Genomic DNA, 24493 nt, shown 5'->3' on the forward strand with positions numbered 1-24493 from the left:
CTCTCGTTAGACAACATTTTTAAAAAATAAAGGGGGGTGTGAATATTGGCCACAAAAAAAGAGCGACAAATGGTCATTGACCAAAAAGTCGAAGGTGAAAAAAATCGTATTTTAAAGATTATGAGGGATGCGGATATTTACACCCTCACTTTAGACCCATTGATTGAAAGCTATCTTGATATTTATGAAATTTACATAACCATGTATCTACAGTGGAAAGAAAAAGGCTTCCCAGCGACACAACGTCATACAAACAAAGCGGGAGCCACAAACAACTCAAAACATCCATTGGCGCAGCAAGTAGAAACATGGTCGGATAAAAAAACGAAAGCATTAGATTTACTAGGACTTACCAATAAATCTAGGCAAGGTAAAATTGTTACTGGTGGTTCTTCTGTTGGGAAAAATGAAGAGTTAGAAAAACCAAAAGCTATAGTTACTGAATTAGATAAGCATCGTGAGAAATGGCGTGGTGCCAAATGATTGAGCGTGGTGTTAATTATGCAGATATTTATGCAAAACAAGTAAGGAAAAATCCTGAAAAATATCCCGATACTATCAAAGCAATGGTAGATCGTTATTATAAATGGAAAAAACGAAAAGATATTTGGTTTGATGCAGATCGTGCCAATGAAATGATGGATTGGGTTGAAACGTTTGTACGTCATACAAAGGGAAGTCTTGCTGGAAAACCTTTTATCTTGGAAGATTGGGAGAAATTCGCTTATTCATGGATATATGGTTGGGTACATGAGAACGAGGATGGCAATGTTGTTCGTGTTACTCGTGAAGCATATATACAAGTTCCAAAGAAAAACGGTAAAACTTTAATTGGTGTTGGTGCTTTAGGTTATGCAATGTATGGTGAAGGAGTACTTAGTGCCGATTGTTATTGTTGTGCAAGTGATTTTAACCAAGCGCAATATGCAGCAAAACCATTTGCAGCGACAATTATGAATCATGATGTACTAATGGAATGTTCACATATTTATAAAGGGCCAAAAGGAACTATATCTAGTGTGACATATGATTATATTCGTGATGATTTGGCGTATCAAAACCAATTTATTGTTATGAGTAAGAATATCCAATCTATTGAGGGGTCCAATCCACACTTCATTCTAAACGATGAGCTCCATGCTCAAGAAAATATGGATCAGTATGATAACTTTAAATCAGCACAGGTTGCTCGTGCCGATCCGATTATGTTTAACATATCAACAGCCGGAAAAGGTTCATCATCAGTTGGTATGCGAGTGTATCGTGAAGCAAAAGAAGTATTGAAGCGTGATGACAATGATTCAAGTTTTGTTATGATTTATGAGCCAAATAAGAATTATGATTGGACAGACAGAAAAGTGTGGGCAATGGTAAATCCAAACATTGGTATATCAGTTACAATGAGCGCACTTGAAACAGAATTCATTACAGCATCACGTTCAGCACATAAGAAAGCAGAGTTTTTGTCTAAGCATTTGAATGTATTCGTTAATGGTGCCGAGAATTATTTTGAACAAGATCAAGTGCAACATGTACTTGTGGAAGACATCGGAGACCTTACAGGCGAAACTTGCTATCTTGGACTCGACTTGTCGAAAACAACTGATTTAACTTGTGTGAGCTTGAACTTTCCAACGTATGACGATGAAGGACGAGCTATTTTAAAAGTAAAACAAATGTATTTTATACCGAATGCGGACATTGAGTTTCGTGAAAAAGAGGATAATGTTCCTTACACAGACTTGGTTGAGCGCGGTTATGTTCAATTTTGTGATGGTAAAATGATTGACCAGGAACAAGTCTTGGATTACATCAAAGAATGTATGGAATTATACGATGTGCAGCAACTAAACTATGATCCGGCCATGTCTCAAAAACTCATTGAAAAGTGTGAGAATCTTGGTATTGAGTGTTTAGTAGTTAATCAGTATCCAAACGTAATGAACGCTATGATTGATGATGCAGAACGTTTGATTTATGAAGAACGATTATTTACTGATAACCCATTATTTATATACTGTGCATTAAACTTAGTAGTAATAACGAATATGAATGGAATGAAGGGGCCTTCAAAACGTCAATCAAAGAAAAAGATTGATGGATTTGTGGCCTTTTTAGTTGCACACAAAGAAACCATGATGCAAATGGATGACATCGATGGTGAGGGTATGGATGAATTGATTGGTGAAATTTATAGATAGGAGTGAAGATGGGTTGGTAAAACAATTAATTTATTATTATAAAGATGATAAAACAAATATACCTATTTTAACATCAACTTCCAGCGATCTTCATTCGGTTTTATGTAGAGAAGAAATAGATGGCATTATTGAAATGTTTCCGAAGACAAAAAACAATTTATATGTATTGATTGATGGTCATGAATTTAAATTAGATTAGCACTCTATCTTTTGATGAAAGGCGGTGAGAAATTGGGTTTACGAGATCGGTTTTCTAATTTTGTATACAGACAGATGGAGAAGCGCGGTTGGTTTGAAGATATTTTCAGTAACACCATTCGTTATGGTGGTCGTTATGTCACGGACGATAACATTTTGGAGTCTTCTGATGTTTACGAACTGTTACAGGACATTAGTAATCAAATGATGTTAGCTGAAATTATTGTGGAAGATAAAGATGGCAAGGAAATTAAGAATGATTCGGCTCTTAAAGTTTTGAGAAATCCTAACAATTACCTTACACAATCTGAATTTATTAAGTTAATGACAAATACGTATTTACTCCAGGGAGAAGCTTTTCCTGTCCTGGACGGAGATCAAATACATCTAGCACAAAATATTTACACTGAGTTAGATGATAGATTAATAGAGCAATTTAAAGTCAATGGAAATGAAATACCGTCCTTTATGATACGACATGTAAAAAACGTTGGTTCGGATCATTTACGTGGTGTCGGATTAATGCAACTAGGTAAAGATACGCTTGAAGGTGTTATGTCAGCTGAAAAAGTTTTAACTGACAAATATAAAAAAGGCGGTTTACTAGCCTTTATGTTGAAAATGGATGCACATATTAATCCTAAGAACGGTGCACAGTCTATGTTAATTAAAGCTATTTTAGATCAATTAGAATCGATTGATGAATCGAGGTCCGTAAAAATGATTCCCTTGGGCAAAGGGTATGAGATTGAAACGCTCAAAAGCCCCATAGAGGATGATAAGACACTAGCATACCTAAATGTATACAAAAAGGATTTGGGTAAGTTCCTGGGCATAAATGTGGACACATATACAGCGTTAATTAAGTCTGATTTAGAAAAAGCAATGATGTATTTACACAATAAAGCTGTACGTCCAATAATGAAAAATTTCGAAGACCATTTGAGTCTTCTTTTTTTCGGTCGAAATTCGGATAAGCGTATCAAATTTAAGATTAATATTCTTGATTTTGTTACTTACAGTACAAAAACAAATATCGGTTACAACATTGTGCGTACAGGAATTACAAGTCCAGATAATGTTGCTGAAATGCTTGGGTTCCCTAAACAAAATACACCTGAATCACAAGCAATCTATATTTCAAATGACTTATCGAAAATCGGTGAGAAAAACGCTACTGACGATAGCTTGAAGGGAGGTGATGGAAATGCCAAACAAAAAGGAAATGAGGACATTTGATATCACCGGTCTTCAAACGCGTGATGCAACTGATACTGAAAGTAATATGATTGGTGGTTATGCAGCTGTTTTTAACTCGCCAACAAGTATTGGTGACTGGTTCACAGAGACAATTGCCCCTGGTGCATTTAGTCGTGCAATCTCTGAAAATAATGATATTCGCGCTTTGTTTAATCATGATTGGAACAATGTGTTAGGCAGAACTAAAAGTGGAACATTGCGATTGGTTGAAGATGAACGTGGTCTGAAATTTGAAGTTGACTTGCCAAATACATCAGTTGCACGCGACTTAGTAGAATCTATGAGAAGAAAAGACATAAATCAGTGCTCATTTGGATTTCGTGCAACTGAGGAAACTTGGGACTACAATGCCGAACCCGCATTAAGAACGATTCAAGAAGTTGAATTGTATGAGGTGTCAGTAGTAAGTATTCCAGCTTATGAGGATACTGAGGTATCGCTACGAAGTAAAGAGATTGATAAAGAAGTAGAACAACGTATGAAAATTTTAAATCAAATAAAAGAGGTGCTTGGATAATGAATAGAAAATTATTATTAGCTTTACAACAACGCAATAATGCACGTTTAACAGAGTTACGTGGTCAATTAGAAAACAATGAAGTACGTGCAGAAGATTTGGCAACTGTGCAGCAAGAAGTACAGGATCTTACTGAACAATTACAAGAAATTGCAGATACTTTAGCAAATATGGATGAAGGTGGAGACGGATCCGGAGAGGGTGACGGCAGCGGAGATTCATCTACTGGTGAAGGAGATACTGGGGCAGGGAACGGAGAAGGTCGTTCTGGTGATGAAGGAGACGAAGGTGGCGAAGGTCAACGTTCATCAGGTCTTTCAGCTGAACAGCGTGCAGCCGTTATGACATCTATTAATGCAGGTCTTTCAACTCGTGGTCATAAATCTACTAAAAATAAAGAAAAAGAAATTCGTTCAGCGTTTGCTAACTTTGTGGTAGGTAAAATTACCGAAGCTGAAGCGCGTTCACTTGGTATTGAAGCTGGAAATGGTTCAGTAACTATTCCAGAAGTCATTGCAAGTGAAATTATCACTTATGCGCAAGAAGAAAATCTACTACGTAAATACGGTTCTGTTCATAGAACTGCAGGTGATGTAAAATATCCTGTTCTTGTGAAAAAAGCTGATGCAAATGTACGTAAAAAAGAGCGTGCTGATGGTGATGAAATTAAAGAAACAGCAATTGAATTTGCTGAAATTTTACTAAGTCCAGCTGAGTTTGATGCACTTGCAACTGTAACGAAGAAATTACTTAAAATGACAGGTGCTCCAATTGAGCAAATCGTAGTTGATGAGCTGAAAAAAGCATATGTACGTAAAGAAACGAACTATATGTTCAATGGTACTGATGTTGGTAATGAAAACACTGGTGCATTAGCAAAGAAAGCCGTTAAATACTATGAGTCAACTCCAATTGATATTAATGTTGCTGGGTATTCTCAAAAATTATATTCACAATTGGTTAAATTAAAAGGTCAACCTGTTACTGAAGTATTGAAAAAATCAATGTGGATTGTTAACCGTGCAGCATTAACAGTTTTAGAAGATATGACTGATACAACAGGTCGTCCATTATTACATGAAGCAAAAGATGGTATTGGTTATACGTTACTTGGACATAAGTTAGATTTTACTGATTCAGCAAATAGTGTTGATCCAACTAAACCAGTATTCTATTTTGGTGATTTCAAAGCATTCCACATTCAAGATGTTATTGGAGCAATGGAATTACAAAAATTAATTGAGAAATTTAGTGGTACAAATAAAGTTGGTTTCCAAATCTACAACTTATTAGATGGTCAATTAATCTATTCACCATTTGAACCAGCTGTTTATCGATATGAAGTTGGTGAAAAGAAACCAGGTGCTTAATGTATGAATGGTTTAATTGGAAAATTAAAAGGTCATATTCATTGGGAAGAGGGTATGGATGATTCCATGCTCTCTTTTTATTTACAGCAAGGTCAACGCTATGTAAAAAAAGCATGTGGAAGAGAAGTTGAATACTTGGTTATTATGTGCGCTGGAATCTTCTATGAGTATCGTGTGGCCGAAAAAGAATTAGAACAAGCACTTGATGCACTAACACCGTTTTTTATCCAGGAGGTGTATGATGCCGAAGAGACAAACGAATAATTTGAGATGGGCAGCGGATTTACTGAAACTTGGTGAAACAATTGATCCAAATACAGACCGTGTTGTAATGGGATATCCATTTGAAAGAAAAATCCGTTACAACAATATTGGCGTTACTTCAATGGACAAGTTTACAACAAAAGATACAAATGAAATCGTAAAGAAAATTGAAGTTCGTATAGATCGAGCAATTGAAGCAAATCAAAAAGATTACCGAATTAAAATTCTTGATCGTATTTACAATGTTGAGCGTATTTATGTTCGTGAACATGATCGTGTAATGGAGGTGTCGCTATCGTATGCAGATTAATTTTCAACAATTACGGACAATCATGAAAGAATCCGGTTTACCTGTCTATCGTGACGAAGCACCGACCACAGCGAAATATCCATACATTGTGTATGAATTTGTGAATGAACAACATAAGAGGGCTTCTAATAGCGTTTTAAAGTCCATGCCGCTTTATCAAATTGCAGTTATTACAAATGGTACTGAAGCAGATATTGAACCTCTCAAGGCTGTTTTTAACAATTCGAACGTTCCATATTTCCAATTTGATGCAATACCATTCGATGAGAAAGACGACACCATAACGCAGTTTATAACGCTTGTGAGGTGCGTTAATTAATGTCTAGTAATAATAATGGTTTTGCTGAAGCTTTGGAAGATATTAATACATTACTTAGGGTTAATAAGCAAGTGGAAATGGATGTATTGGAAGAGGCAGCAAAATATTTTGCAAATGAATTAAAAAAGTGAATCAAAATGTCGAATAAAAACAAGCAAACACATTTAAAAAACAGTTTAAAAGTCGTTGTAAAAAACGATCATGTTGCTGTGGAATTCGAAGATGAAGCTTGGTATTGGTTCCTAGCTGAGCATGGCCATAAAAAGGCAAATGGTAGAGGAAAGGTCAAAGGTTTGCATTTTGTACAAAACACTTTTGATGGTGAAGGTGACAAAATAGCGGATATCATGGCTGAAAGAATAATAGATAGAATGGAAGGATGATAGAAATGCCGAAACAACAAAAAGAAATTCAATATGCAGTTGGTATTGAAGATTTATATCTTTGTTTTATGAATGGTGACGAAACAGTAGGGGTGCTTCCAAAGTATGAAGATATTGTTTACGCACAAACAAATATTACTGAGTTATCTATTTCATCAAAAACAAATAACTTCACAAAATGGGCATCGAATAAAAAGATTATTAACATCACAAAAAATACATCGTTTGAATTAGGATTAAAGCTTGCTGGTTTAGATCGTGAAATGAAAGATAAAATGTTTAGTAAAAAGCGTACGAAAGGCGTTTCGTTTGAAAATGCAAAACCAAAATCATACCCAAAATTTGCAGTTGGTGTGGTATTCCCGCTTAATGACGGAACCAAAGTTTTACGTTGGTATCCTAAGTGCACTGTACAACCAGTAGAAGAGTCTTTCAAAACTCAAAATGAAGAAATGACAGTGGATGATATTGAATACAAAATTACCGCAGATCCGTTGCTATTTAACGACAACACAATGACTGAATTAGATACTGGATCCGCAGGTGCTGCAAACATTAAATTAGATGATTTCTTAAAACAAGTCATTTGTGATGAGTCTCAATTAGCGACTCTTGGAACAGTAACGCAAGGATAGGAGTGATAACATGGCACGATTAAGTGATTTAGTTAACGTTAATATAAATGTAAATACAATTAAGATACAAGGTGTTAAAATCCCAGTTATTTTTACGTTCGAATCATTCCCTTATGTGGAAGAAGCATATGGGAAGTCATATCATGAGTTTGAAAAAGAAATGAATGAAACGTTGGAAAAAGGTAGTTTCTCTTTGGGTGAAAATGAAGCTAAATTGATGCGTTCTTTAATTTATGCAATGGTGCGAAGTGGAGGTACTGAATGTACACCTACTGAAATTAAAAATGCGATACCACTTTATGATCTACCTGATATCTTCCAAGTAGTGTTCCAAATTTTTAACGGGCAAAACTTCCAACATTCTGATATGGAGAAGTTGAAGCAGGAAAAAAAGTAAAAAATATACTGACTAAAAATGAAGAGTCTCAGTCCGAATTGGACTGGGATTTTTATTTTTATGTTGGTAATACGTTACTTGGTTTAAGTATGGATGACTTTTGGAAAATCACACCTAATCATTTTTTGAAACAGTACATTATGCATCTTAAATACAATAATCCAGATGCATTGAATGAGGACAAACCAAAGCAAATCCATACGCTAGATCAGACACCATTTTATTAAAAGTGAGGTGAGAAAATGGCAGATAAGCAAAGGAATGTTGTTCTCAACTTTAAGATGGACGGGCAAGTACAATATACGCAAACATTAAAAGAAATCAACATGGTTATGAATAACGCGGCCAAGGAGTACAAAAATCATATTGCCGCAATGGGCCAAGATGCAACAGCGACAGATAAACTTGTTGCTGAAAAGAAAAAGCTTGAAATTCAAATGGAAGCAGCGAAGAAAAGAACAGAAATGTTACGTGCTGAATATCAAGCGATGTCTAGAGATACAAATACAACAGCTGAACAGCTTAATAAAATGTATGGGAAATTACTTGATGCAGAACGTGCTGAAACTTCTCTTAATAATGCAATGAAAAGAGTTACAGAAGGTCTTTCGCAACAAGCAATTGAAGCTAGAGAAGCACGTGGGAATTTGCTTGATTTACAAGAGAATTCTAAGAAATTAGAGGCTGAACAAAAGAATTTAGCAAGTTCATTCAGACTTCAAAATGCTGAATTAGGTACAAATGCTAGTGAATCGCAAAAGCTAGAATTAGCGCAAAGGCAATTACGTCAGCAAATGGAAATGACCGATAGAATCGTCAATAACCTGGAACAACAACTTAGTGCGGCAAAGCGTGTATATGGTGAAAACTCTGTGGAAGTTCAGCAGCTTGAAGCGAAATTAAATCAAGCGAAAACGACACTAAAACAATTTGAAAACTCACTTGAGAGTGTTGGTAGAAGTGGAAATCAAGCTGCAGATGGTATGGAGCAAATTGGCAAGAAGTTAGATTTACACAATCTAATGGAAGCTAGTGAAGCACTGCAAGGAATATCAGAGAAAATTATTGAATTCGGTAAGTCTACTATAGAAACGGCAATGGATTTTGATGGTTCTCAAAGAAAAATCCAATCCTCTTTAGGCATAACAGCAAAAGGTGCTGAAAACCTTCAAAAGATAGCCGTGGATACTTGGAAAAAGGGATTTGGTGAAAACCTTGAAGAAGTTGACCAGGCGTTAATAAAAGTCTTTCAAAATATGAAGGATGTTCCAAAAGAAGAACTACAAATGGCAACAGAAGATGTTTTAACACTAGCTAAAACCTATGATGTTGATCTAACCGAAGCAACACGCGGTGCCGGTCAACTTATGAGCCAATTTGGTTTATCTACACAAGAAACATTTGATTTATTGGCGGCTGGTTCCCAAGCAGGACTAAACTATTCAAATGAGTTCTTTGATAACTTAAGTGAATATGTTCCGTTGTTTAAACAAGCTGGCTTCAGCGCTGATGAGATGTTCACCATTTTAGCAAATGGAACAGCAAGTGGCTCATATAACCTAGACTATATTAACGATTTAGTTAAGGAATTCGGGATCAAAGTTCAAGACGGTTCGAAAGGTGTTTCTGAAGGGTTTGGACAACTTTCTGGTGAGACTCAAAAAGTATGGGACTCATTTAATCATGGTAAAGCAACATCAGCCGATGTATTTAATGCTGTATTAAATGATTTACGTGGTATGGATGACAAGGTAAAAGCGAATCAGATTGGTGTTGCTCTTTTCGGTACAAAATGGGAAGACATGGGTGCTGAGGCGGTTTTAAGTCTAAATGATGTCTATGGTGGTCTTGGCGATGTAAAAGGTAGTATGGAAGAAATGAAAAAGCTCCAAGAAGAATCTCTTGGACAGCAATTTCAGAAAGCACTAAGAGAAACTAAGGCTGCATTTGAACCACTTGGAAAGAAACTTGCTGAATTAGCAAAAGATGTGTTACCTCCGGTTGTTAAGGGAATAAAAACTATGGTTGATTGGTTTACAAAATTACCTGAACCAATTCAAAATTTCACATTTATTTTTTTAGGATTAATAGCGGTTGTTGGTACTTTAGCACCGATTATTGCAGCTGTAGTTATATCTTGTTTAGTATTAGGTTCTACAATAGGAACTGTTATTCTTGTTATTGCTGGAATAGCTGCAGTAATAGCAGGTGTTATTGCTGTCATAAAAAACTGGGGTGCAATAACTGATTGGCTTTCTGAAAAATGGTCCCAATTTTCATCTTGGTTTGGTGAATTGTGGGGAAGTTTAGTTCAAGCATGTAGTGATGGGTGGTCTTCCACAGTTGAGTATTTTTCAAATGCTTGGTCTTCTTTCTTAGAAATGTGTCATTCATTTTTTGATCCAATAGGTCAGTTTTTTAGTGATTTATGGTCTGGAATTGTTGAGACGGCATCCTCATGGTGGTCTAATCTTGTCGAAACAGCATCACAATTGTGGGGGCAACTGACTCAAGCTTGGTCTGATACTTGGAATATGATTCTAACAGTCCTAGATCCAATCATATCGTTGATTTCTACGGTTCTTCAGGCAGGATGGCTATTAATCCAAGCGGGTACACAAATTGCCTGGGCTTTAATTAGTAAATACATTGTTGACCCAATTGTGGAAGCATACAATTGGTGCAAAGAAAAAATAGGTGATCTAGTAAACTGGTTAAATGAAAAGTGGGAATTTGCAAAATCTATTACATTAGCAGCTTGGAATTTATTTAAGCAGTATATTATTCAACCAGTTCAAGAAGCTTGGAGTTGGGTGAAAGAAAAATTTGGCGATTTAGTAAGTTGGTTAAATGGAAAATATGAATATCTAAAATCAGTAACACAATCAGCTTGGAATTCTGTGAAACAGCATATCATTGATCCGATTGCATCAGCATATAATTCAGTCGTTGAAAAATTTTCATCCATGTATAACACTGCAGTGGACAAGTTCAATTCAATTAAAAATGCAGCTAGTGAAAAATTTAATGCAGCCAAAGAAGCAATTGTCAGTCCTATTCGTGAGGCAGTAGATACAGTAAAAGGTTGGATAGATAAAATAGCGGGATTCTTCAGTAGTCTGAAGTTGAAAATTCCAAAGCCAGAAATGCCACCATTACCACATTTCAGCTTGAAAACAAGTAGCACTGAAATAGCTGGAAAATCAATTACCTATCCGTCAGGTATCGGTATCGACTGGCGTGCAAAAGGTGGTATCTTTACACAACCAACTATTTTTGGCATGTCGAATGGTAAACTCCAAGGAGCTGGTGAAGCAGGGAACGAAGCTGTTCTTCCACTTAATGAAAAAACACTTGGAGCAATTGGAAAAGGTATCGCTGATACGATGCCAAAGCAACAAGAGCAGCCATCAAATCAAAGTGAACCCGTTGTAGTTAACTTTTATACAACGGTTAGAAATGATCGTGACGTTGATAATATGTTTGAAAAAGCGGACGATTGGTTTGCGAAGCGTGGTAAAGATTTAAATGTAGGAGTTGGTAGAGTATGATATTTGACATTATCATTGATAATAAATATGGATTTGACTATCAGCTAGCTGTATCTGAACGTCCAGTTATTCCTACAGCAAAACGAAAAGTTAAAAAAATTGAAGTTCCCGGCCGTCATGGGCCTTTGACAAAAAAGGAAGAGTTCGAAGATGTTTCTTTTAAAGTGAAATTCAATATGCTTGAACTTGAAAATATAAAACCATTGATTCGGAAGGCAAAAGGCTGGTTAATGCAAGCTGAAACATTGGCTTTTACTGATGATACGGTTTATCGAAAAATCAAAAGTGTTGAGATTGGTGATATAGCAAACGAAATTGAAGAATATGGAGTATTTGAAGTTACATTTACAGCTGATCCGTTCGAATATGCTATATGCCAACCGTTTGAAATAACACAACCAGGAGTGATTTTGAATTATGGTACGTTTGAATCGTTGCCAAAGATAACTGTGTATGGAAGTGGTACATCCACATTAACGATTAATGATATATCATTTCAGTTAAAAAGCATAAAAGATGAAATGATAGTAGATTCAGAGTTAAAAGAAACCTATTTAGGAACAACATCAATGAATAATCAAATGGTTGGTAAGTTTCCTATTTTTATAGTAGGAGAAAACACCATTTCATGGACAGGAACAATAACTAAAATTGTAGTAGAACCGAGGTGGTGTTATGTATGATTACACTGTATAAACCAAACGAAACGGATTTTACTCACAATGGTATTGGAATATTAGATACAAATATATATGATCCAGTCGTTGAGGAAACACTCAACGGCTTATTTGTATTTTCTTTTAGATATCCATTATTCGCACCTCACGGTCTTGAAATAAATGGACAGTGCATTGTGAAAGCACCAACACCAGATGGTGATCAACTTTTTCGCGTTGTGAGACCGCAGCCATCTATGGGTGAACTAAAGGTATTTTGCTACCACATATTCTATGATCTAACAGATAACTTGATTGAGGATACATTCATAGAAGAAAAGTCTGGTTCAACAGCATTAGAGCAGATTTTAGGGAAATGTCAGTATCCACATCCATTTAAGTTCTATTCGGATATCATGAAAGTCGCAAGTTCTCGACTTGTTCGTAAAAATCCAGTTGAAGCCATTTTAGATACAGGACAAGATAACTGTTTTCTAAATCGCTGGGGCGGTGAGTTAAAGCGGGATAACTTCAATATTTATATGCTTGTCAATCGAGGAAAAGACCGCGGTGTCGTGATTCAACATAAGAAGAATCTACTTGGATATGAAGGCGATATTGATTGGCATAGTCCTATCACTCGCATTATGCCAATGGGATTCAATGGGCTATTGTTACCAGAAAAATATGTTGATAGTCCAAACATCAATAAATATCCACGTCCAAAAATTCGAGTTGTGGAATTTAAAGACGTTAAAGCACAAGATGATAAAAACAATGATCCAAATGCTGTTCCGCTTGAAAAGGCATACGAAATGTTAAGGCAGTTATCTAAAGATATGTATGACAAACAGAAGGTAGATCAACCGAAAGGAACTTATAAAGTTACTTTTCAAGAATTATCACAGACAGAAGAATATAAAGACTTTGCAGTCTTACAACGGGTATATATGGGCGATACTGTCACAGTCCAACACAAGGAAGATAATATTGATATTCAAGCGAAAGTTATTTCGTACAAGTATGATCCCATCATGGAAGAATACATTGATTTAACGCTCGGTAATTACAAAGAGTCTTTCACTGACATAGCTGGAAAAGTAGATCAAATACATGAAAGTATATCTGGAATGGAAGAATCATTTTTAGATAATGCAAAAAATGTTGCTACCGATCTCATTAATTCTGGTTTTGGTGGTCATGTTCGTGTTTATCCGGAAAGAATTTTGATTATGGATACAAAAGATGAGATGACAGCAAAAAAGGTGTGGCAGTGGAATATAAATGGATTGGGTTATAGTTCGAAAGGTATTAACGGACCGTATGGTTTAGCAATGACAATGGACGGATCTATTGTTGCTGATTTCATTACAACAGGTAAATTAAGTGCTTCACTAGTACAAGCCGGCTTTAATGACTACGGGGATAATGTGAAATTAATGTCTGACGGATTACATGCACGGTTAAACGGTAAAAAATCAATGGTATTAGGATCAAATGGAGTCCTTTCTATTTTCGATAACGATGAAAAATTGATAAGTAAAATCGGTCATGCTTATAAAGGTGACAATCCTAATATTCGCGGTACCGTTATTAATAGCGAACCTGGTAGATTCATTTCGTTAAGTTTTAGACCGGAAAACGGCGGACCTACAGATTATTATCCATATTTAGAAATGGCTGATAATGCTTATTATGGACGTAAAGGAATTTTTGCATTTCAACCGATACAAATGAACGGAAATAAGATCGTTTTCAATGCAAATTCTTCCGGGAATACAAACTATATACAAGAAATGAGTTGGGATAGTTGGGGTTGGCTCAATACAATGGTTTCTACTTATGGGAATATGCTAGCTAGCCAAGATGGAAACGGAAACCTTAGCGCCGTAGCGGCAACGATAGGAAAACTTTTTGTTATATTTAATAATTTTCGTGCGAATCTTGGCATCGCGGTAGGAACAGCGGAAAAATCTGAAGATTGTGGTATGTATCAAGTAGTTGACAATAGTGTAATGGTTACTTCTAAAGAGAGTGTTCGTTTAGGTAAAACTGACGGTAGTGGAAAAGTTAGTACCTATTTTCGAGTAAACGGAAGCGAAGCAGCTATGTGGGCAAACTTTGACATGAACGGTTGGGAATTAAGAAACGTTGGACGATTGAATGTAACGGGCTCTAAAAATGCAATTCATGTAACAAGAGATGGAGTAAGAGCAACACCAGCGTATGAAACGGCTGAATCTTATCTTGGTGACATCGGCTCATCTAAAACAGATGAAGATGGACAAGTTATTATTCCAATCGAAGAACTATTTTCCGACACTGTAAACACATCAATTGAATACCAAGTGTTTTTGACATCGTATTGTAGTTCTCATGTGTGGGTATCAGCAAGAGAAGAAGAATACTTTGTTGTGAATTCGAGTGAACCGAATGCTAGTTTTGCTTGGGAAGTGAAAGCTAAAAGAAGAGGGTTTGAGAATGAAAGGCTTGTTTTGCAAGACGAATATGACAACGAACAGATCAAGAAAGTTTTTACAGATATTAAAGCCGATGATTTGGAAGGATGTGAGAAAATATGAAAACAAAATTGATTTTAGATGTTTATAAAACGGAATGCGCACAATTGAATTACTTTGTGACTGGTCGTGTTGGAGATATGGCAAGCAATAGTGTGGATGTATATATTGTTGATGGGGGCGGTAATGCATATTCCTTAACAAATCTTACTATTTTTTATGAGTGTACAAAGCCAGATAACACCGTTATACGAGATTCAACGGGAGTTAATATAATTGATGCAACAGCTGGTCATTTTGAATATACATTTCCAAAGGAAACATTTAGTATACCAGGACGATCAAAACGAGCGTTCTTTGCAATCGAAAAAGATAAAGTAATCCGTGCTACGACACAAGATTTTATTGTTGTTTCAATACCGAATGCACTTGATGGGAATATTCAATCTGAGCAATATATTTCAGATTTGGAAAAACTTATCGCGGACGGAAATAAAATGCTTAGTGGATTAAATAGTCAATCTGCAGCAATGCAGACTAAAATAAATGATCTGAACAAGCAAATATCAACTATGGATGTTGTTAAGAAGTCTGGAGATACAATGACAGGTGCTTTAACAAGTACTGCTGATATTCCTTTCATATCTAAAAAAGCATCTAAAAAGTCATGGACATTTCACCATCCTAATACTGATGAATTTATTCTTGCTCCTTCTTTATCTACTGATGGAACGGATTGGGATTGGAGTCATGGAATAAAGTTTACTCCAAATGGAACAATCCTTCTCAATGGTTCAGAGGTGGCTACACAAGCGCAGTATAAACAAAAATCTCAAATAACTTCTGATGACGGCTCTAACATTGATCTTCAAAAAGGCATTGATTTAAATACTGTTTTAAACGCTGGTTTTTATAGAGCGAATACAAGTGTAAATACTCCAATAGTTACTGGAGATAATTGGTGGTTTATTGAAATTCAAAAACATTTCAATACTTGGGTTATGCAAAGAGCGACGTTATTTAACAATTCCAATCAAGAGACATATGAAAGATTTTGCTATAACGGAACATGGCAATCTTGGAAAAAAACCGTAAACCCAAATGGCTGGGGAAGTTGGCGAACGGACGGACAAGACCTGAAAGTTTGGGGGAAACGCGCTTTGGTTGGCTACGCAACGGACGCTGGCGACTTGTTAACAATTAATCATAGTAATGACTTTAAAAACGGCGTTAACGTATTGGGACCACTTAAAAACAACAACGTTGACGTTTTAACGAAGTCGCCAAAAGATACTGCCGGTTGGATCGATCTAACACTTCTAAACGGGGCGAATAACAACGGCGGAAAACCTAATAAGTACAGAGTACACAACGAAGTCGTTTATATTACTGGATCGGTTGCAGGTTTAAAAGATGGAATGATTTTTGCCAATATGCCAGCGGGAATACGTCCGCCTTATGACGCTAGATTCCCTATTAATTTTTTAAGCGGATTAAACCTTTATACTGGTTTATTGTCAGTTCTTGCTAACGGCGACGTTCGGATGGATTGGACAAGGAACGACATAACATCTTTTGATTTTTATATTTCGTACCACTTGTAGAAAGGAGTTATTTTCATGAAAAATGTTCATTTGTACGATAAAGAAACTGGCGATTATATTGAAGATCAAATTGTTTTCCCATACCAGGAAGAAATAATAGAAGACGGCGAAATGATCGGATACAAAGAAATTTATGATATTCCGGAAAATTCCACAGAACTACCGTTGCCACAGCCAAATTGGAAGCCTGTTTTTAAAGATGGTTCATGGATTGAGACGATTACACAAGAAGAACTAGATAAGATGAACGAGTCGCAACTACAACAACCAAGTGAAATTGAAAGACTTAATAATGTTACTACTGAAATGAAGGCTAAACAAGAAACATTAGAACAAGAGAATGCAGGATTGGTACTTTCTTCTATAAAAAAAGAAATGGCTCTTGAAGTGGTACAAGAAGAGCAATCTACACTTGTTTTAAATTTAATTAAAGGAGGCGTTTTATAAAATGGCTCAATTAGATTTCTACGCACTTGCTAAGAGATATTATGTGAAAGGTTATTATTCAAATGAAGATGTAGGTGTATTCGTTCAAGCGAAAAAAATTACACCAGAACAATATAAAGAAATCACAAATGTGGATTATGTAGAGGTAGAGCAGCAATAGCTGGTCTTTTTTTATTTTGAAAGGAGATGAGAACAGTGGAACAATCGAAGCATGATGAGTTCAGAGAACTTTTAGTAGGATTGACTAGGGTAGAAACGAAACTTGATTCGCTTGGCAATGTAAAAGATGTTGCTATTGACGCTCAGCAATCAGCAAAGAGTGCTCATTTGCGAATAGATAGATTGGACAAGTTGGTATTTTGGATTGGTACAACAGTAATTGGAGCAATTATAACAGGGGCTATTATGGCTCTATTTAAAGTTGCAGGAAAGTAGGTGGAAATATGAATAAAGAAAATATCCAAAAACGTCTTCGTAACTGGCAAATGTGGGTTGCAACTTTTTCATTAATTGGATTTCTATTTACTAAATTAGGAGTTCCGGAGGCAAAAAGTTTCTTAGACGAATTGGCGCCTTATTTATTGTCGGTCGGTATCGCACTTGGTATTTGGACAGATCATGAAAAGAAAGGAAATGCTGAATGATGACTAAACATATCGTAGACTTATCAAAATACAATGATAATATCGATTGGGATATAGCTGCACCGCAATTGGATTTAGCAATCTGTCGTGTACAATATGGATCAAAAAAAATAGATACACTGTATAATGAACATATCCAAAATTTAGAAAAACATAGAATCCCCCATGCTGCTTATGCTTACGGGTGCTATGTAAGCATTGCAGATGCTATTGTGGAAGCGAAAGACTTCTTAGCGCGTGTAAATCCAAATGCAAAATTTCTTGTATTAGATGTTGAAGATGACACTCTAGAAAGTTGTGGAGGTACATACTTGGCAGAAGCAACACAGGCATTTATCAATACTTGTCGGGATGCTGGTTGGAAAGTTGGCTTATATGTATCGCATCATATGTATGGATCTTATGGATTACAAAATATAAAAGCTGACTTCTTATGGATTCCACGATATGGGGGAAATAAGCCTGAATATGCATGTGATTTATGGCAATATGCTGACAACGCAACAGGCGGTTATGTAGAAGGTATCGGCAACTGTGATGTAAATAAACTGATTGGTGATAAGTCACTAGAATGGTTTATCGGTAACGAACAACATCAAGAAGAATCACAACGAAATGGAGAAGAGGTACTAGGATATCTTACAACTACCGCTGATGTAGCTAATATTCGTAAAGAACCAAACACAAACGCACAGATTAAACGGCAAGCTGTTAAAGGTGACGGACATACTTACTATAAATGGCATTGGGACGGTCAACATTTTTGGTTTGAAGTAGCTAAAGATGATTGGTTACGTGATGACACAGTAAGTATTAATAAAGATGGCAAATCACAGGGTGTTGTTTATGTTAACGCTTCTGGCGTCAATGTCCGTTATGGGGCATCCACGGGCGATGCGGTAAAGGCTAAAATTAATGAGCCGATGAGCCTATACGTCAATTTCCGTCATGGAGATTGGTTATGTGTGTGGCATGAAGATGGAAGTAACATTAATGACGGTTGGATTTATTTTGCTGATTACGTAAATTGGCTTAGATAATGAGTAGAGCTGACTCCTATGGAGTTGGCTCTTTTTTTATGCACTTTTTTCATTTTATGGTGAAATATGAGTAAATAACTGTTTACAATCGTTAATAGATATAGTATAATTATATATGTAAGGGAGGTGAGAAAATGAAAGAGTTCTTGGAAATTATAAAGCTAATCCTCGAAATCATCACTTTATCTTTCGCAGTCCACAAACTGATTAAGAAAGATAGAAACGATAATAACGAGGACGAGTAAGAAAAGCGACTAGCAGGTGTTACAGCACCTGTTAGTCATCCAAATTATAACACAAACTCTTTCATTAAAAAAATGAACAAAAAAACTAAAATCATATGGTTGTTGGTTGCGATGATTATTATTAACTCAGTGTTGTCTTGGATTGGAAACACACCAGCGATCATAGCGGCGATCATTGTAACTGTAATCACTCTAGTAGCGGTTATTCGATTGAAATAATCGCTACTCAATCAAGGTAGGTGAAATGTATGACATATCATTTTAAAGATAGAAAAGAACTAGCTGATTTCGTGAATAGCGATATTTTAATTGGATCTGAAGCAATGGAGCTATTGAATATATCACGTCCGCGATTGAATAAGCTTGTCAAAGATGGGCGTATCATTCCATTGAAACAGGAGAAGAGTATTAGCCTGTTTTTACGAGAAGATGTAGAAAAGTTGGCTGAAGAACTAGCAGCACTAAGAAAAAAATATCGACCGTTTGAGTAATAAAACTAAAAGCCCTCTCGAGTGAGAAGGGCTCTTTTTTACTTATTCATTTTAGCTAATGCCTTATCCATTTGACGTTCATTTGCTAAAGTTGCTTCACTTGTTGTTTTATCAACGCCTCGGTAGGTGTATTTTGAGTTTTGCCAGAAGTCGAAAGCAAAATCCTTAATTGCTTTTTCTTTCGTATTTCTTTCAACCACTTGGGATTTAAAAATATTTGTAAGCATATACTCATGATTAGATAAGTCTTTAATATAGTTTTTATCTTTATATTCTTTTATAATATCGTTTCCGAATGTTTTAATTTCCTCGGAAGTTGGTTTATAATCATGCGCGTATCGATCAATTTCATTAAATTTTTCATTTACGTTTTTATCGCTTGATGCAACTTCTTTTATTTTATCTTCCCAGCTAACTTTTTTAACAGTTTCTTGTTTAGGTGTAGTACTTGTAGATTTTTTATGTTTTGAAGAGTCTAAATTAACCAATATAAAACATAATACATACAGCACGATAGCAGCAGAAAGATAAATTTTTACAACTCGTAAACGGTTGATATTTTCACCGCGTAATACTTTTTTAGGTGCTATTAAACCTATGACTAAGATGATAAGTGATACAAGTGCTAATAGAAAAAGTATAATTTCTAATGCGTTTAACAATAAAATCTCCTCCTTGACATATAATGAAACTATCATTATATCAAACATCTTCAATGTTGGGGTTATTTATCAATATTTTACTTGATTGTATACTGCTCCACTTGTTCAAGTAATTGGGTAACTTTCTCATGTCTTTCTCTTAGTTCATCTAAATGTATATTTGTAATGGCAGCGTTTCGCATAAAAAAGTTTTTATGAGATTGCCATTTATAAACAAGGTGCGCAACCTCTTGACGATTTTCATGCTTTAATAACAAAGCTGCAATATCTTTTTGCTTTGAATAAATATCTCTAATCAATTGGTCTTTTTCGTATGCTACTGGATTGGTAATCATATAAGTTCTCCTTTTAAGATTTTAATAGTACGTGACTTGGATGGATCACGGTGAATATATCCTTTCTCTTCTAAATGCATTAAGTGTCCATGCACTGTGGAACTAGATGCGAGTCCAGTTGCTTTGCAGATTTCCCTAACAGTAGGAGGATATCCGTTTTCAGTGACCCTTTCTTGGATGAAAGTTAATATTTCAGCTTGTCTACTTGTTAATGGTTTCATGGTGTGTACCTCACTTTATGTATGGAATATCTAACCATATAATAACAAGTTAGTGTTAAAAAATCAAACACTTGTTCGTGTTTTGTTTAGGAGTTATGCTCCCATAAACTCTTTATCAAAATAAAACTTGTCCATCAAGTTATTTACAATGCCGTTGAAATAAGCAAACTTGCCATTCTTCATTTTCACTCCAGCTTTAATCTTCATAACAAACTCTTTAATAGCTTTCATACCAATTGCAAGCTCCTGGTCCTTATTAAATGCTTTATCACCTGTTGTATAGTTAATGACTCTATTGCACTGTCTTACGACCTTCCACAGTTCTTGAATTGTTTTTGATTTAGTATAAAAACAGCTTGCTAAAGAAACAAAACGTTCTGGTACCCAATGAGCAACAAAATCAGCTTGTTGGATATTATCTTCAGGAGTATTGCTATTATCATTACTGTTACGTTTGTTTATATCTTTTATATTTTGTTTTAAGGAAGTAGTAGTTGTTTTATTGGTCGGACACTTCTTGGACTTTTCAGCAGCTACCTTGTCGGACACTTCTTCCACAATAGGGTTGATTACAATTGCATTAGCAGTTTGTAGCATATCAGATTTACGTTTCATTTCGATTTGCTTAATCATGCCCAGGTCGACCAGTTTTTTCATTAAACGTTGTACAGTTTTATAAGATACTTCTAACTTGTCCGCAATCGAATTTTTGCATAGGAAACTAACACCTACATATTTGCAGCTGTGTCGTTTTAAAATTTCAAGTAATGCAATGAGTCTAGATTGTACATCGGCACGTTTAACAGACATACAGATAATGTCTCTATATGCACGGATAGTTTTGTTTAGTTCTTCGATTTCTTTGAATGTAGAAAGATTGTGGAAGGATTCTTCACTTGCTATAACATCAATACGAGTCTTCATAGTCCCTGTCTCCTCTTCGGAAACAAAAAAGCAACAGAATGCCAAATTTAAGCAAACTGTTGCTACAAGACTCTACGTACTGTAAAATAGTGCGTAAGAGTACAGCAAGTGTTTGCCTAGGTGTTTAGGCGGACGGTATATATAGTGTTGGCGCACTGTATATACACGCTGTACTTTTTTGTTTTTTAGAATACAATGTTTTTTATGTGTTATAAGTAGTTTGCTGGACGAAAAGATGGTACAAAAAAATATACAGGTTTTACACATAAAGCACCGATTGCAATCAGTCCTACAGATTCTATTTATTTTTTCCCCACATTTTCTTATTCTCGCAAAGAATGTGCTTGGTTATCGCATTTTCATATTGAAAGTGTGACAAAGCTTCCGCATGGAAATACTTTCATTGAATTCATAAACGGTCAAACAATTAAGCTAGAAGTATCTAAAAACAGTTTTGAAAATCAGAGAAACCGAACTGCACAGCTTCGGGCCGAATTTGAGGATAGAAAAAGAAAACAGGCAGCGACAAAATTTTTACTAGTGAATCAAAATGAGGTTTTAGAGCTAACGCCAGCATATGAAAAAATGTATCTTCTTAAAAAAGAAGATTGATAACATGGAATAAGAAGAAGGACATATCCTTCTTCTTATTCCAATATAGGAAGTGTAATTTATCCATGTAGTATTTTAAAAATAAGTCGCTGCTATGCATAGCCAGATGTTCTCGTTCATCTAAAAAAGACAGCTTTTCATTATTGATAGAATATTTTATCTGTTTTAAATAGTAATTATGTGAGATAATGTAAATATATAGAAAATATTTTTAGGTTTGTTCTCGTATCCCCCTTTTGTGTCAAACCTTCATGCAGAAAGAAATTTTATGCATAGCCAGATGCTCTCATCTATTAAAAAAAGAAGAGAGTTTTTATGTTGTTTTTAATTTGTATTTATATAGGTGAGTTCCCGAAACTTATCTATTACCATATGGTGTACTTTTTTACTATCTTTTTATTTTTCCCAATAAAGTTTGACTGGGACCTTTCAGTTGCTTTTTCTACATAAATCAAATAAGGTTTTTGAGGGTGATGAAAAATGAAAACTATTAAGCTACTATTCTCTGTAACTGTAGCATCTATCACGTTATTAACCTCGGTTAATAGTGCGTTTGCTGATAGTACACTTATTATTCCAGATTTACCTAAGGAATCATATCGCAATGGTATAGGCATGTACGAAGGGGTTATAGCGCATTCAACTGCTACTCCTGAGGTACCGGCAATTAATATTCAACGTTTCCAGTCTCGTACGTGGTCAAACGCTTTTGTTCATTATGTTGTTGATTGGGATGAGACTATTCAGACTGCGAGTACAAAATATCGTGCGTGGGGGGCAGGTCCAACTGCGAATGAGAGATTTGTTCAAGTTGAATTAAGTGAGACGAAAAATCCAGTAAAGTTTAAACGCTCATATGAACGTTATGTCAAACTGCTAGCGGAGATTTTACGTAAACGCAATATTCATCCATCGAAAGGGTTATGGACTCATAAAGACGTTACATATAAGTTTGGTGGTACTGATCACGAAGATCCATTAGCTTACTTAGCTAGCCACGGCGTATCGGAAGCGCAATTTCGTGCAGATGTGCTAAAAGCATATAATGGAAATGCTATTTCAAGCGGGGCAAAAGTGCAGCGATCTAATAAGGAACAATTAACGATATATATTAATAGAAATAATGTGAATTTACGTTCTGGTCCGTCAACGAGTAATAGTATTGTTCGTAAAGTGCAAAAGGGAGAAGTGTACAAAGTGTGGGGGCAATCAGGAAACTGGTTCAATGTAGGTAGGAATCAGTGGATTTACAATGATGCATCGTACATTCGTTATACGAAAAAATAATTATTCTTTCGTTCGTAAACAAGTAAACGTATTTGAACTCTTTTTTTCATTATATAAGTTTCCAAAAGAAAAGAATCGATGCTTAATAGGTGTCGGTTTTTTTCTTTTCATAAATTATGTTGTACATTCTTTTTTTAATATGGTATAGTTAATGTATAGTTGAATACTCTTAAATTAAGCAATCCATATGTTATCAAGTGCCGTGAAACTAGCGAGAAAAATTATGTATGTGTTCTGTTTCGCATTTGATAATGTGTGGATTCTTTTTTTATGCTGTGAAAACTAAAAATATGTTTATTGTTCAGGAGGAAGTTATTATGAAAACAGGTCAAGTAAAATGGTTTAACAATGAAAAAGGTTTCGGTTTCATCGAAGTTCCAGGCGAAAACGATGTATTCGTACATTTCTCAGCTATTACAACTGAAGGTTTCAAATCTTTAGAAGAAGGCGAAAAAGTTAGCTTTGAAGTAGAAGAAGGTAACCGTGGACCTCAAGCTAAAAACGTTGTAAAACTATAATCTTATAGATCGTAGTAAAAAAGGATGGCAAATGCCATCCTTTTTTTTATTTGAAAAAGGATTTTTTCTAGGAAATATGGAAAATAAATATATATTTATTTGTCAGATAGATCATTTCCCCTTATTGTTCAATAGTGGTAAAGTAATAACAAGAAAAGGTAAACTAAAACTTTAGTTAGGAAAGGTTCTTCTCATAGAGTTGCAAAAATCGGGTTCTTATAGAACGGGTAAGATCTACGTTATTAGAGCAAGGTAAAGGGGTACATAGTAGAATGGATTTTCAAACAATTAAAGAATTTTTCACAATAGAAAATATGGAACATTTGTTAAAGAACTATCAAGCATTTGGTCCGTTAATTGGCATTGGACTTCCGATGATTGAAGCGTTTATTCCAGCTTTGCCTCTCTTTTTATTTGTGATGGCAAATGCAGTTGCTTTTGGTTTATGGCTTGGCTTTTTCTATTCATGGCTTGGTTCATGTATAGGAGCAATGCTTGTATTTTTTATCATTCGTCGTTTTGGAAGAAGTCGCTTTTTTTCTTTTGTAAATAGACATCCACGAGTTCGCAGTGCGATGACATGGATTGAGCGAAAAGGATTTGCACCCATATTCCTTTTGTTTTGTTTTCCATTTACACCGTCAGCTCTTATCAATGTAGTAGCCGGTTTGTCGCGTATTAGTAAGAGGCAGTTTATTTTAGCACTTTCACTCGGTAAGCTTGTGATGATTTTCGTGTTAAGTTACGTTGGCCATGATCTTGCGTCTTTTATGCATAAGCCGGTAAAAACAATTATCGTATTAGGTATCGTTTTTGTTTTATGGTACGTTGGAAAGAAAATTGAAGTAAAGCTTGAACTGAGCAGAGACTAAACTTCGTAAGT

The 24493-nt window shown here is 35.5% G+C and carries 27 protein-coding genes and 4 pseudogenes; 27 read left to right on the plus strand and 4 right to left on the minus strand.

Translation table 11 applies throughout. The features are described 5' to 3' along the window. The first annotated feature begins 45 nt into the window (after window positions 1-45). The 23 genes and pseudogenes from PLX19_RS03930 (at window position 46) to PLX19_RS04040 (ending at window position 19051) form a co-directional block, all read left to right on the plus strand. Complete coding sequence (locus tag PLX19_RS03930) at window positions 46-483, plus strand: P27 family phage terminase small subunit (RefSeq protein ID WP_272187205.1); 438 nt, start codon at window positions 46-48, stop codon at window positions 481-483. Then, window positions 480-2201: a terminase large subunit gene (locus PLX19_RS03935; protein WP_272187206.1), complete on the plus strand. Its 1722-nt coding sequence runs from the start codon at window positions 480-482 to the stop codon at window positions 2199-2201. The genes PLX19_RS03930 and PLX19_RS03935 overlap by 4 nt, the downstream gene beginning before the upstream one ends. A gap of 13 nt (window positions 2202-2214) precedes the next feature. Then, complete coding sequence (locus PLX19_RS03940) at window positions 2215-2400, plus strand: hypothetical protein (RefSeq protein ID WP_272187207.1); 186 nt, start codon at window positions 2215-2217, stop codon at window positions 2398-2400. A 32-nt stretch (window positions 2401-2432) separates the two neighbouring features. Then, a complete protein-coding gene (locus tag PLX19_RS03945; protein WP_272187464.1) occupies window positions 2433-3638 on the plus strand; it encodes a phage portal protein in 1206 nt (401 codons plus the stop codon). After that, a complete protein-coding gene (locus PLX19_RS03950) occupies window positions 3607-4176 on the plus strand; it encodes an HK97 family phage prohead protease (RefSeq protein WP_272187208.1) in 570 nt (189 codons plus the stop codon). Before PLX19_RS03945 ends, PLX19_RS03950 begins: the two co-directional genes overlap by 32 nt. Next, window positions 4176-5546, plus strand: coding sequence for a phage major capsid protein (locus PLX19_RS03955; RefSeq protein WP_272187209.1), 1371 nt, complete (start codon window positions 4176-4178; stop codon window positions 5544-5546). The genes PLX19_RS03950 and PLX19_RS03955 overlap by 1 nt, the downstream gene beginning before the upstream one ends. 3 nt (window positions 5547-5549) lie before the next feature. After that, the gene (locus PLX19_RS03960) at window positions 5550-5810 is read left to right on the plus strand and encodes a head-tail connector protein (protein WP_272187210.1); all 261 of its coding nucleotides are present in this window, start codon (window positions 5550-5552) and stop codon (window positions 5808-5810) included. Continuing rightward, complete coding sequence (locus PLX19_RS03965; protein ID WP_272187211.1) at window positions 5788-6120, plus strand: hypothetical protein; 333 nt, start codon at window positions 5788-5790, stop codon at window positions 6118-6120. Before PLX19_RS03960 ends, PLX19_RS03965 begins: the two co-directional genes overlap by 23 nt. Next, a complete protein-coding gene (locus PLX19_RS03970) occupies window positions 6110-6439 on the plus strand; it encodes a hypothetical protein (protein WP_272187212.1) in 330 nt (109 codons plus the stop codon). Before PLX19_RS03965 ends, PLX19_RS03970 begins: the two co-directional genes overlap by 11 nt. Then, window positions 6439-6822, plus strand: a pseudogene (locus tag PLX19_RS03975) (HK97 gp10 family phage protein). The gene PLX19_RS03970 and the pseudogene PLX19_RS03975 overlap by 1 nt, the downstream one beginning before the upstream one ends. Before the next feature lie 5 nt (window positions 6823-6827). After that, on the plus strand, window positions 6828-7457 hold the full coding sequence (locus tag PLX19_RS03980; protein WP_272187213.1) for a major tail protein: 630 nt from the start codon (window positions 6828-6830) through the stop codon (window positions 7455-7457). A gap of 10 nt (window positions 7458-7467) precedes the next feature. Next, window positions 7468-7854, plus strand: a complete 387-nt coding sequence (locus PLX19_RS03985) for a hypothetical protein (RefSeq protein ID WP_272187214.1) — start codon at window positions 7468-7470, stop codon at window positions 7852-7854. 38 nt (window positions 7855-7892) lie between these two features. Then, window positions 7893-8081: a hypothetical protein gene (locus PLX19_RS03990; protein ID WP_272187215.1), complete on the plus strand. Its 189-nt coding sequence runs from the start codon at window positions 7893-7895 to the stop codon at window positions 8079-8081. 15 nt (window positions 8082-8096) lie between these two features. Further along, window positions 8097-11405, plus strand: coding sequence for a phage tail tape measure protein (locus tag PLX19_RS03995; protein WP_272187216.1), 3309 nt, complete (start codon window positions 8097-8099; stop codon window positions 11403-11405). Next, window positions 11405-12088, plus strand: coding sequence for a phage tail domain-containing protein (locus PLX19_RS04000; protein WP_272187465.1), 684 nt, complete (start codon window positions 11405-11407; stop codon window positions 12086-12088). The genes PLX19_RS03995 and PLX19_RS04000 overlap by 1 nt, the downstream gene beginning before the upstream one ends. Beyond that, window positions 12085-14643, plus strand: a complete 2559-nt coding sequence (locus tag PLX19_RS04005) for a phage tail spike protein (protein WP_272187217.1) — start codon at window positions 12085-12087, stop codon at window positions 14641-14643. The genes PLX19_RS04000 and PLX19_RS04005 overlap by 4 nt, the downstream gene beginning before the upstream one ends. Beyond that, window positions 14640-16184: a BppU family phage baseplate upper protein gene (locus PLX19_RS04010; protein ID WP_272187218.1), complete on the plus strand. Its 1545-nt coding sequence runs from the start codon at window positions 14640-14642 to the stop codon at window positions 16182-16184. Before PLX19_RS04005 ends, PLX19_RS04010 begins: the two co-directional genes overlap by 4 nt. A gap of 15 nt (window positions 16185-16199) precedes the next feature. Further along, window positions 16200-16631 carry a hypothetical protein gene (locus PLX19_RS04015; RefSeq protein ID WP_272187219.1) on the plus strand — a complete coding sequence of 144 codons (432 nt, stop codon included), beginning with the start codon at window positions 16200-16202 and terminating at the stop codon, window positions 16629-16631. A gap of 1 nt (window position 16632) precedes the next feature. Continuing rightward, the gene (locus tag PLX19_RS04020) at window positions 16633-16791 is read left to right on the plus strand and encodes an XkdX family protein (RefSeq protein WP_272187220.1); all 159 of its coding nucleotides are present in this window, start codon (window positions 16633-16635) and stop codon (window positions 16789-16791) included. A gap of 35 nt (window positions 16792-16826) precedes the next feature. Then, window positions 16827-17066: a hemolysin XhlA family protein gene (locus PLX19_RS04025; RefSeq protein WP_272187221.1), complete on the plus strand. Its 240-nt coding sequence runs from the start codon at window positions 16827-16829 to the stop codon at window positions 17064-17066. An 8-nt stretch (window positions 17067-17074) separates the two neighbouring features. Further along, window positions 17075-17275: a hypothetical protein gene (locus PLX19_RS04030; RefSeq protein ID WP_272187222.1), complete on the plus strand. Its 201-nt coding sequence runs from the start codon at window positions 17075-17077 to the stop codon at window positions 17273-17275. Next, window positions 17275-18315: a GH25 family lysozyme gene (locus PLX19_RS04035; RefSeq protein ID WP_272187223.1), complete on the plus strand. Its 1041-nt coding sequence runs from the start codon at window positions 17275-17277 to the stop codon at window positions 18313-18315. The genes PLX19_RS04030 and PLX19_RS04035 overlap by 1 nt, the downstream gene beginning before the upstream one ends. A gap of 493 nt (window positions 18316-18808) precedes the next feature. Next, entirely contained in the window at window positions 18809-19051 is a 243-nt protein-coding gene (locus PLX19_RS04040) for a helix-turn-helix domain-containing protein (protein WP_272187224.1), read from the plus strand. Window positions 19052-19089: 38 nt separating this feature from the next. On the opposite strand, the gene PLX19_RS04045 is transcribed toward PLX19_RS04040, so the two are convergent. The 4 genes and pseudogenes from PLX19_RS04045 to PLX19_RS04060 form a co-directional block, all read right to left on the minus strand. Further along, window positions 19090-19713 carry a hypothetical protein gene (locus PLX19_RS04045; RefSeq protein WP_272187225.1) on the minus strand — a complete coding sequence of 208 codons (624 nt, stop codon included), beginning with the start codon at window positions 19711-19713 and terminating at the stop codon, window positions 19090-19092. A 77-nt stretch (window positions 19714-19790) separates the two neighbouring features. Continuing rightward, a complete protein-coding gene (locus PLX19_RS04050; RefSeq protein ID WP_272187226.1) occupies window positions 19791-20048 on the minus strand; it encodes a hypothetical protein in 258 nt (85 codons plus the stop codon). Window positions 20049-20062: 14 nt separating this feature from the next. Further along, window positions 20063-20269: pseudogene (locus PLX19_RS04055) on the minus strand (MarR family transcriptional regulator); the annotation flags it as partial. A 93-nt stretch (window positions 20270-20362) separates the two neighbouring features. Next, a complete protein-coding gene (locus PLX19_RS04060; protein WP_272187227.1) occupies window positions 20363-21193 on the minus strand; it encodes a helix-turn-helix domain-containing protein in 831 nt (276 codons plus the stop codon). A 219-nt stretch (window positions 21194-21412) separates the two neighbouring features. On the opposite strand from PLX19_RS04060, the pseudogene PLX19_RS04065 reads away from it, so the two are divergent. From PLX19_RS04065 to PLX19_RS04080, 4 genes and pseudogenes are all read left to right on the plus strand, one after another. Continuing rightward, window positions 21413-21805 (plus strand): annotated as a pseudogene (locus PLX19_RS04065) (competence protein ComK); the annotation flags it as partial. 480 nt (window positions 21806-22285) lie between these two features. Next, window positions 22286-23080, plus strand: a pseudogene (locus PLX19_RS04070) (N-acetylmuramoyl-L-alanine amidase); the annotation flags it as partial. A gap of 329 nt (window positions 23081-23409) precedes the next feature. Continuing rightward, window positions 23410-23610 (plus strand): cold-shock protein, encoded by a 201-nt coding sequence (locus tag PLX19_RS04075; RefSeq protein WP_035437341.1) that lies wholly within the window; start codon window positions 23410-23412, stop codon window positions 23608-23610. Window positions 23611-23882: 272 nt separating this feature from the next. Next, window positions 23883-24482, plus strand: coding sequence for a TVP38/TMEM64 family protein (locus PLX19_RS04080; RefSeq protein WP_272187228.1), 600 nt, complete (start codon window positions 23883-23885; stop codon window positions 24480-24482). The last annotated feature ends 11 nt before the right edge of the window (window positions 24483-24493 follow it).

This window comes from Bacillus sp. BP-3 (genome assembly GCF_028401955.1).
Taxonomy (GTDB): domain Bacteria; phylum Bacillota; class Bacilli; order Bacillales; family Bacillaceae_G; genus Bacillus_A.

Excerpts from the sequence above, each read along its gene's own strand:
- PLX19_RS03935 (WP_272187206.1), top strand. The coding sequence starts at position 480 with ATGATTGAGCGTGGTGTTAATTATGCAGATATTTATGCAAAACAAGTA.
- PLX19_RS03950 (WP_272187208.1), top strand. The coding sequence starts at position 3,607 with ATGCCAAACAAAAAGGAAATGAGGACATTTGATATCACCGGTCTTCAA.
- PLX19_RS03955 (WP_272187209.1), top strand. The coding sequence starts at position 4,176 with ATGAATAGAAAATTATTATTAGCTTTACAACAACGCAATAATGCACGT.
- PLX19_RS03960 (WP_272187210.1), top strand. The coding sequence starts at position 5,550 with ATGAATGGTTTAATTGGAAAATTAAAAGGTCATATTCATTGGGAAGAG.
- PLX19_RS03965 (WP_272187211.1), top strand. The coding sequence starts at position 5,788 with ATGCCGAAGAGACAAACGAATAATTTGAGATGGGCAGCGGATTTACTG.
- PLX19_RS03970 (WP_272187212.1), top strand. The coding sequence starts at position 6,110 with ATGCAGATTAATTTTCAACAATTACGGACAATCATGAAAGAATCCGGT.
- PLX19_RS03980 (WP_272187213.1), top strand. The coding sequence starts at position 6,828 with ATGCCGAAACAACAAAAAGAAATTCAATATGCAGTTGGTATTGAAGAT.
- PLX19_RS03985 (WP_272187214.1), top strand. The coding sequence starts at position 7,468 with ATGGCACGATTAAGTGATTTAGTTAACGTTAATATAAATGTAAATACA.
- PLX19_RS03995 (WP_272187216.1), top strand. The coding sequence starts at position 8,097 with ATGGCAGATAAGCAAAGGAATGTTGTTCTCAACTTTAAGATGGACGGG.
- PLX19_RS04005 (WP_272187217.1), top strand. The coding sequence starts at position 12,085 with ATGATTACACTGTATAAACCAAACGAAACGGATTTTACTCACAATGGT.
- PLX19_RS04010 (WP_272187218.1), top strand. The coding sequence starts at position 14,640 with ATGAAAACAAAATTGATTTTAGATGTTTATAAAACGGAATGCGCACAA.
- PLX19_RS04015 (WP_272187219.1), top strand. The coding sequence starts at position 16,200 with ATGAAAAATGTTCATTTGTACGATAAAGAAACTGGCGATTATATTGAA.
- PLX19_RS04020 (WP_272187220.1), top strand. The coding sequence starts at position 16,633 with ATGGCTCAATTAGATTTCTACGCACTTGCTAAGAGATATTATGTGAAA.
- PLX19_RS04030 (WP_272187222.1), top strand. The coding sequence starts at position 17,075 with ATGAATAAAGAAAATATCCAAAAACGTCTTCGTAACTGGCAAATGTGG.
- PLX19_RS04035 (WP_272187223.1), top strand. The coding sequence starts at position 17,275 with ATGACTAAACATATCGTAGACTTATCAAAATACAATGATAATATCGAT.
- PLX19_RS04040 (WP_272187224.1), top strand. The coding sequence starts at position 18,809 with ATGACATATCATTTTAAAGATAGAAAAGAACTAGCTGATTTCGTGAAT.
- PLX19_RS04050 (WP_272187226.1), bottom strand. The coding sequence starts at position 20,048 with ATGATTACCAATCCAGTAGCATACGAAAAAGACCAATTGATTAGAGAT.
- PLX19_RS04060 (WP_272187227.1), bottom strand. The coding sequence starts at position 21,193 with ATGAAGACTCGTATTGATGTTATAGCAAGTGAAGAATCCTTCCACAAT.
- PLX19_RS04075 (WP_035437341.1), top strand. The coding sequence starts at position 23,410 with ATGAAAACAGGTCAAGTAAAATGGTTTAACAATGAAAAAGGTTTCGGT.
- PLX19_RS04080 (WP_272187228.1), top strand. The coding sequence starts at position 23,883 with ATGGATTTTCAAACAATTAAAGAATTTTTCACAATAGAAAATATGGAA.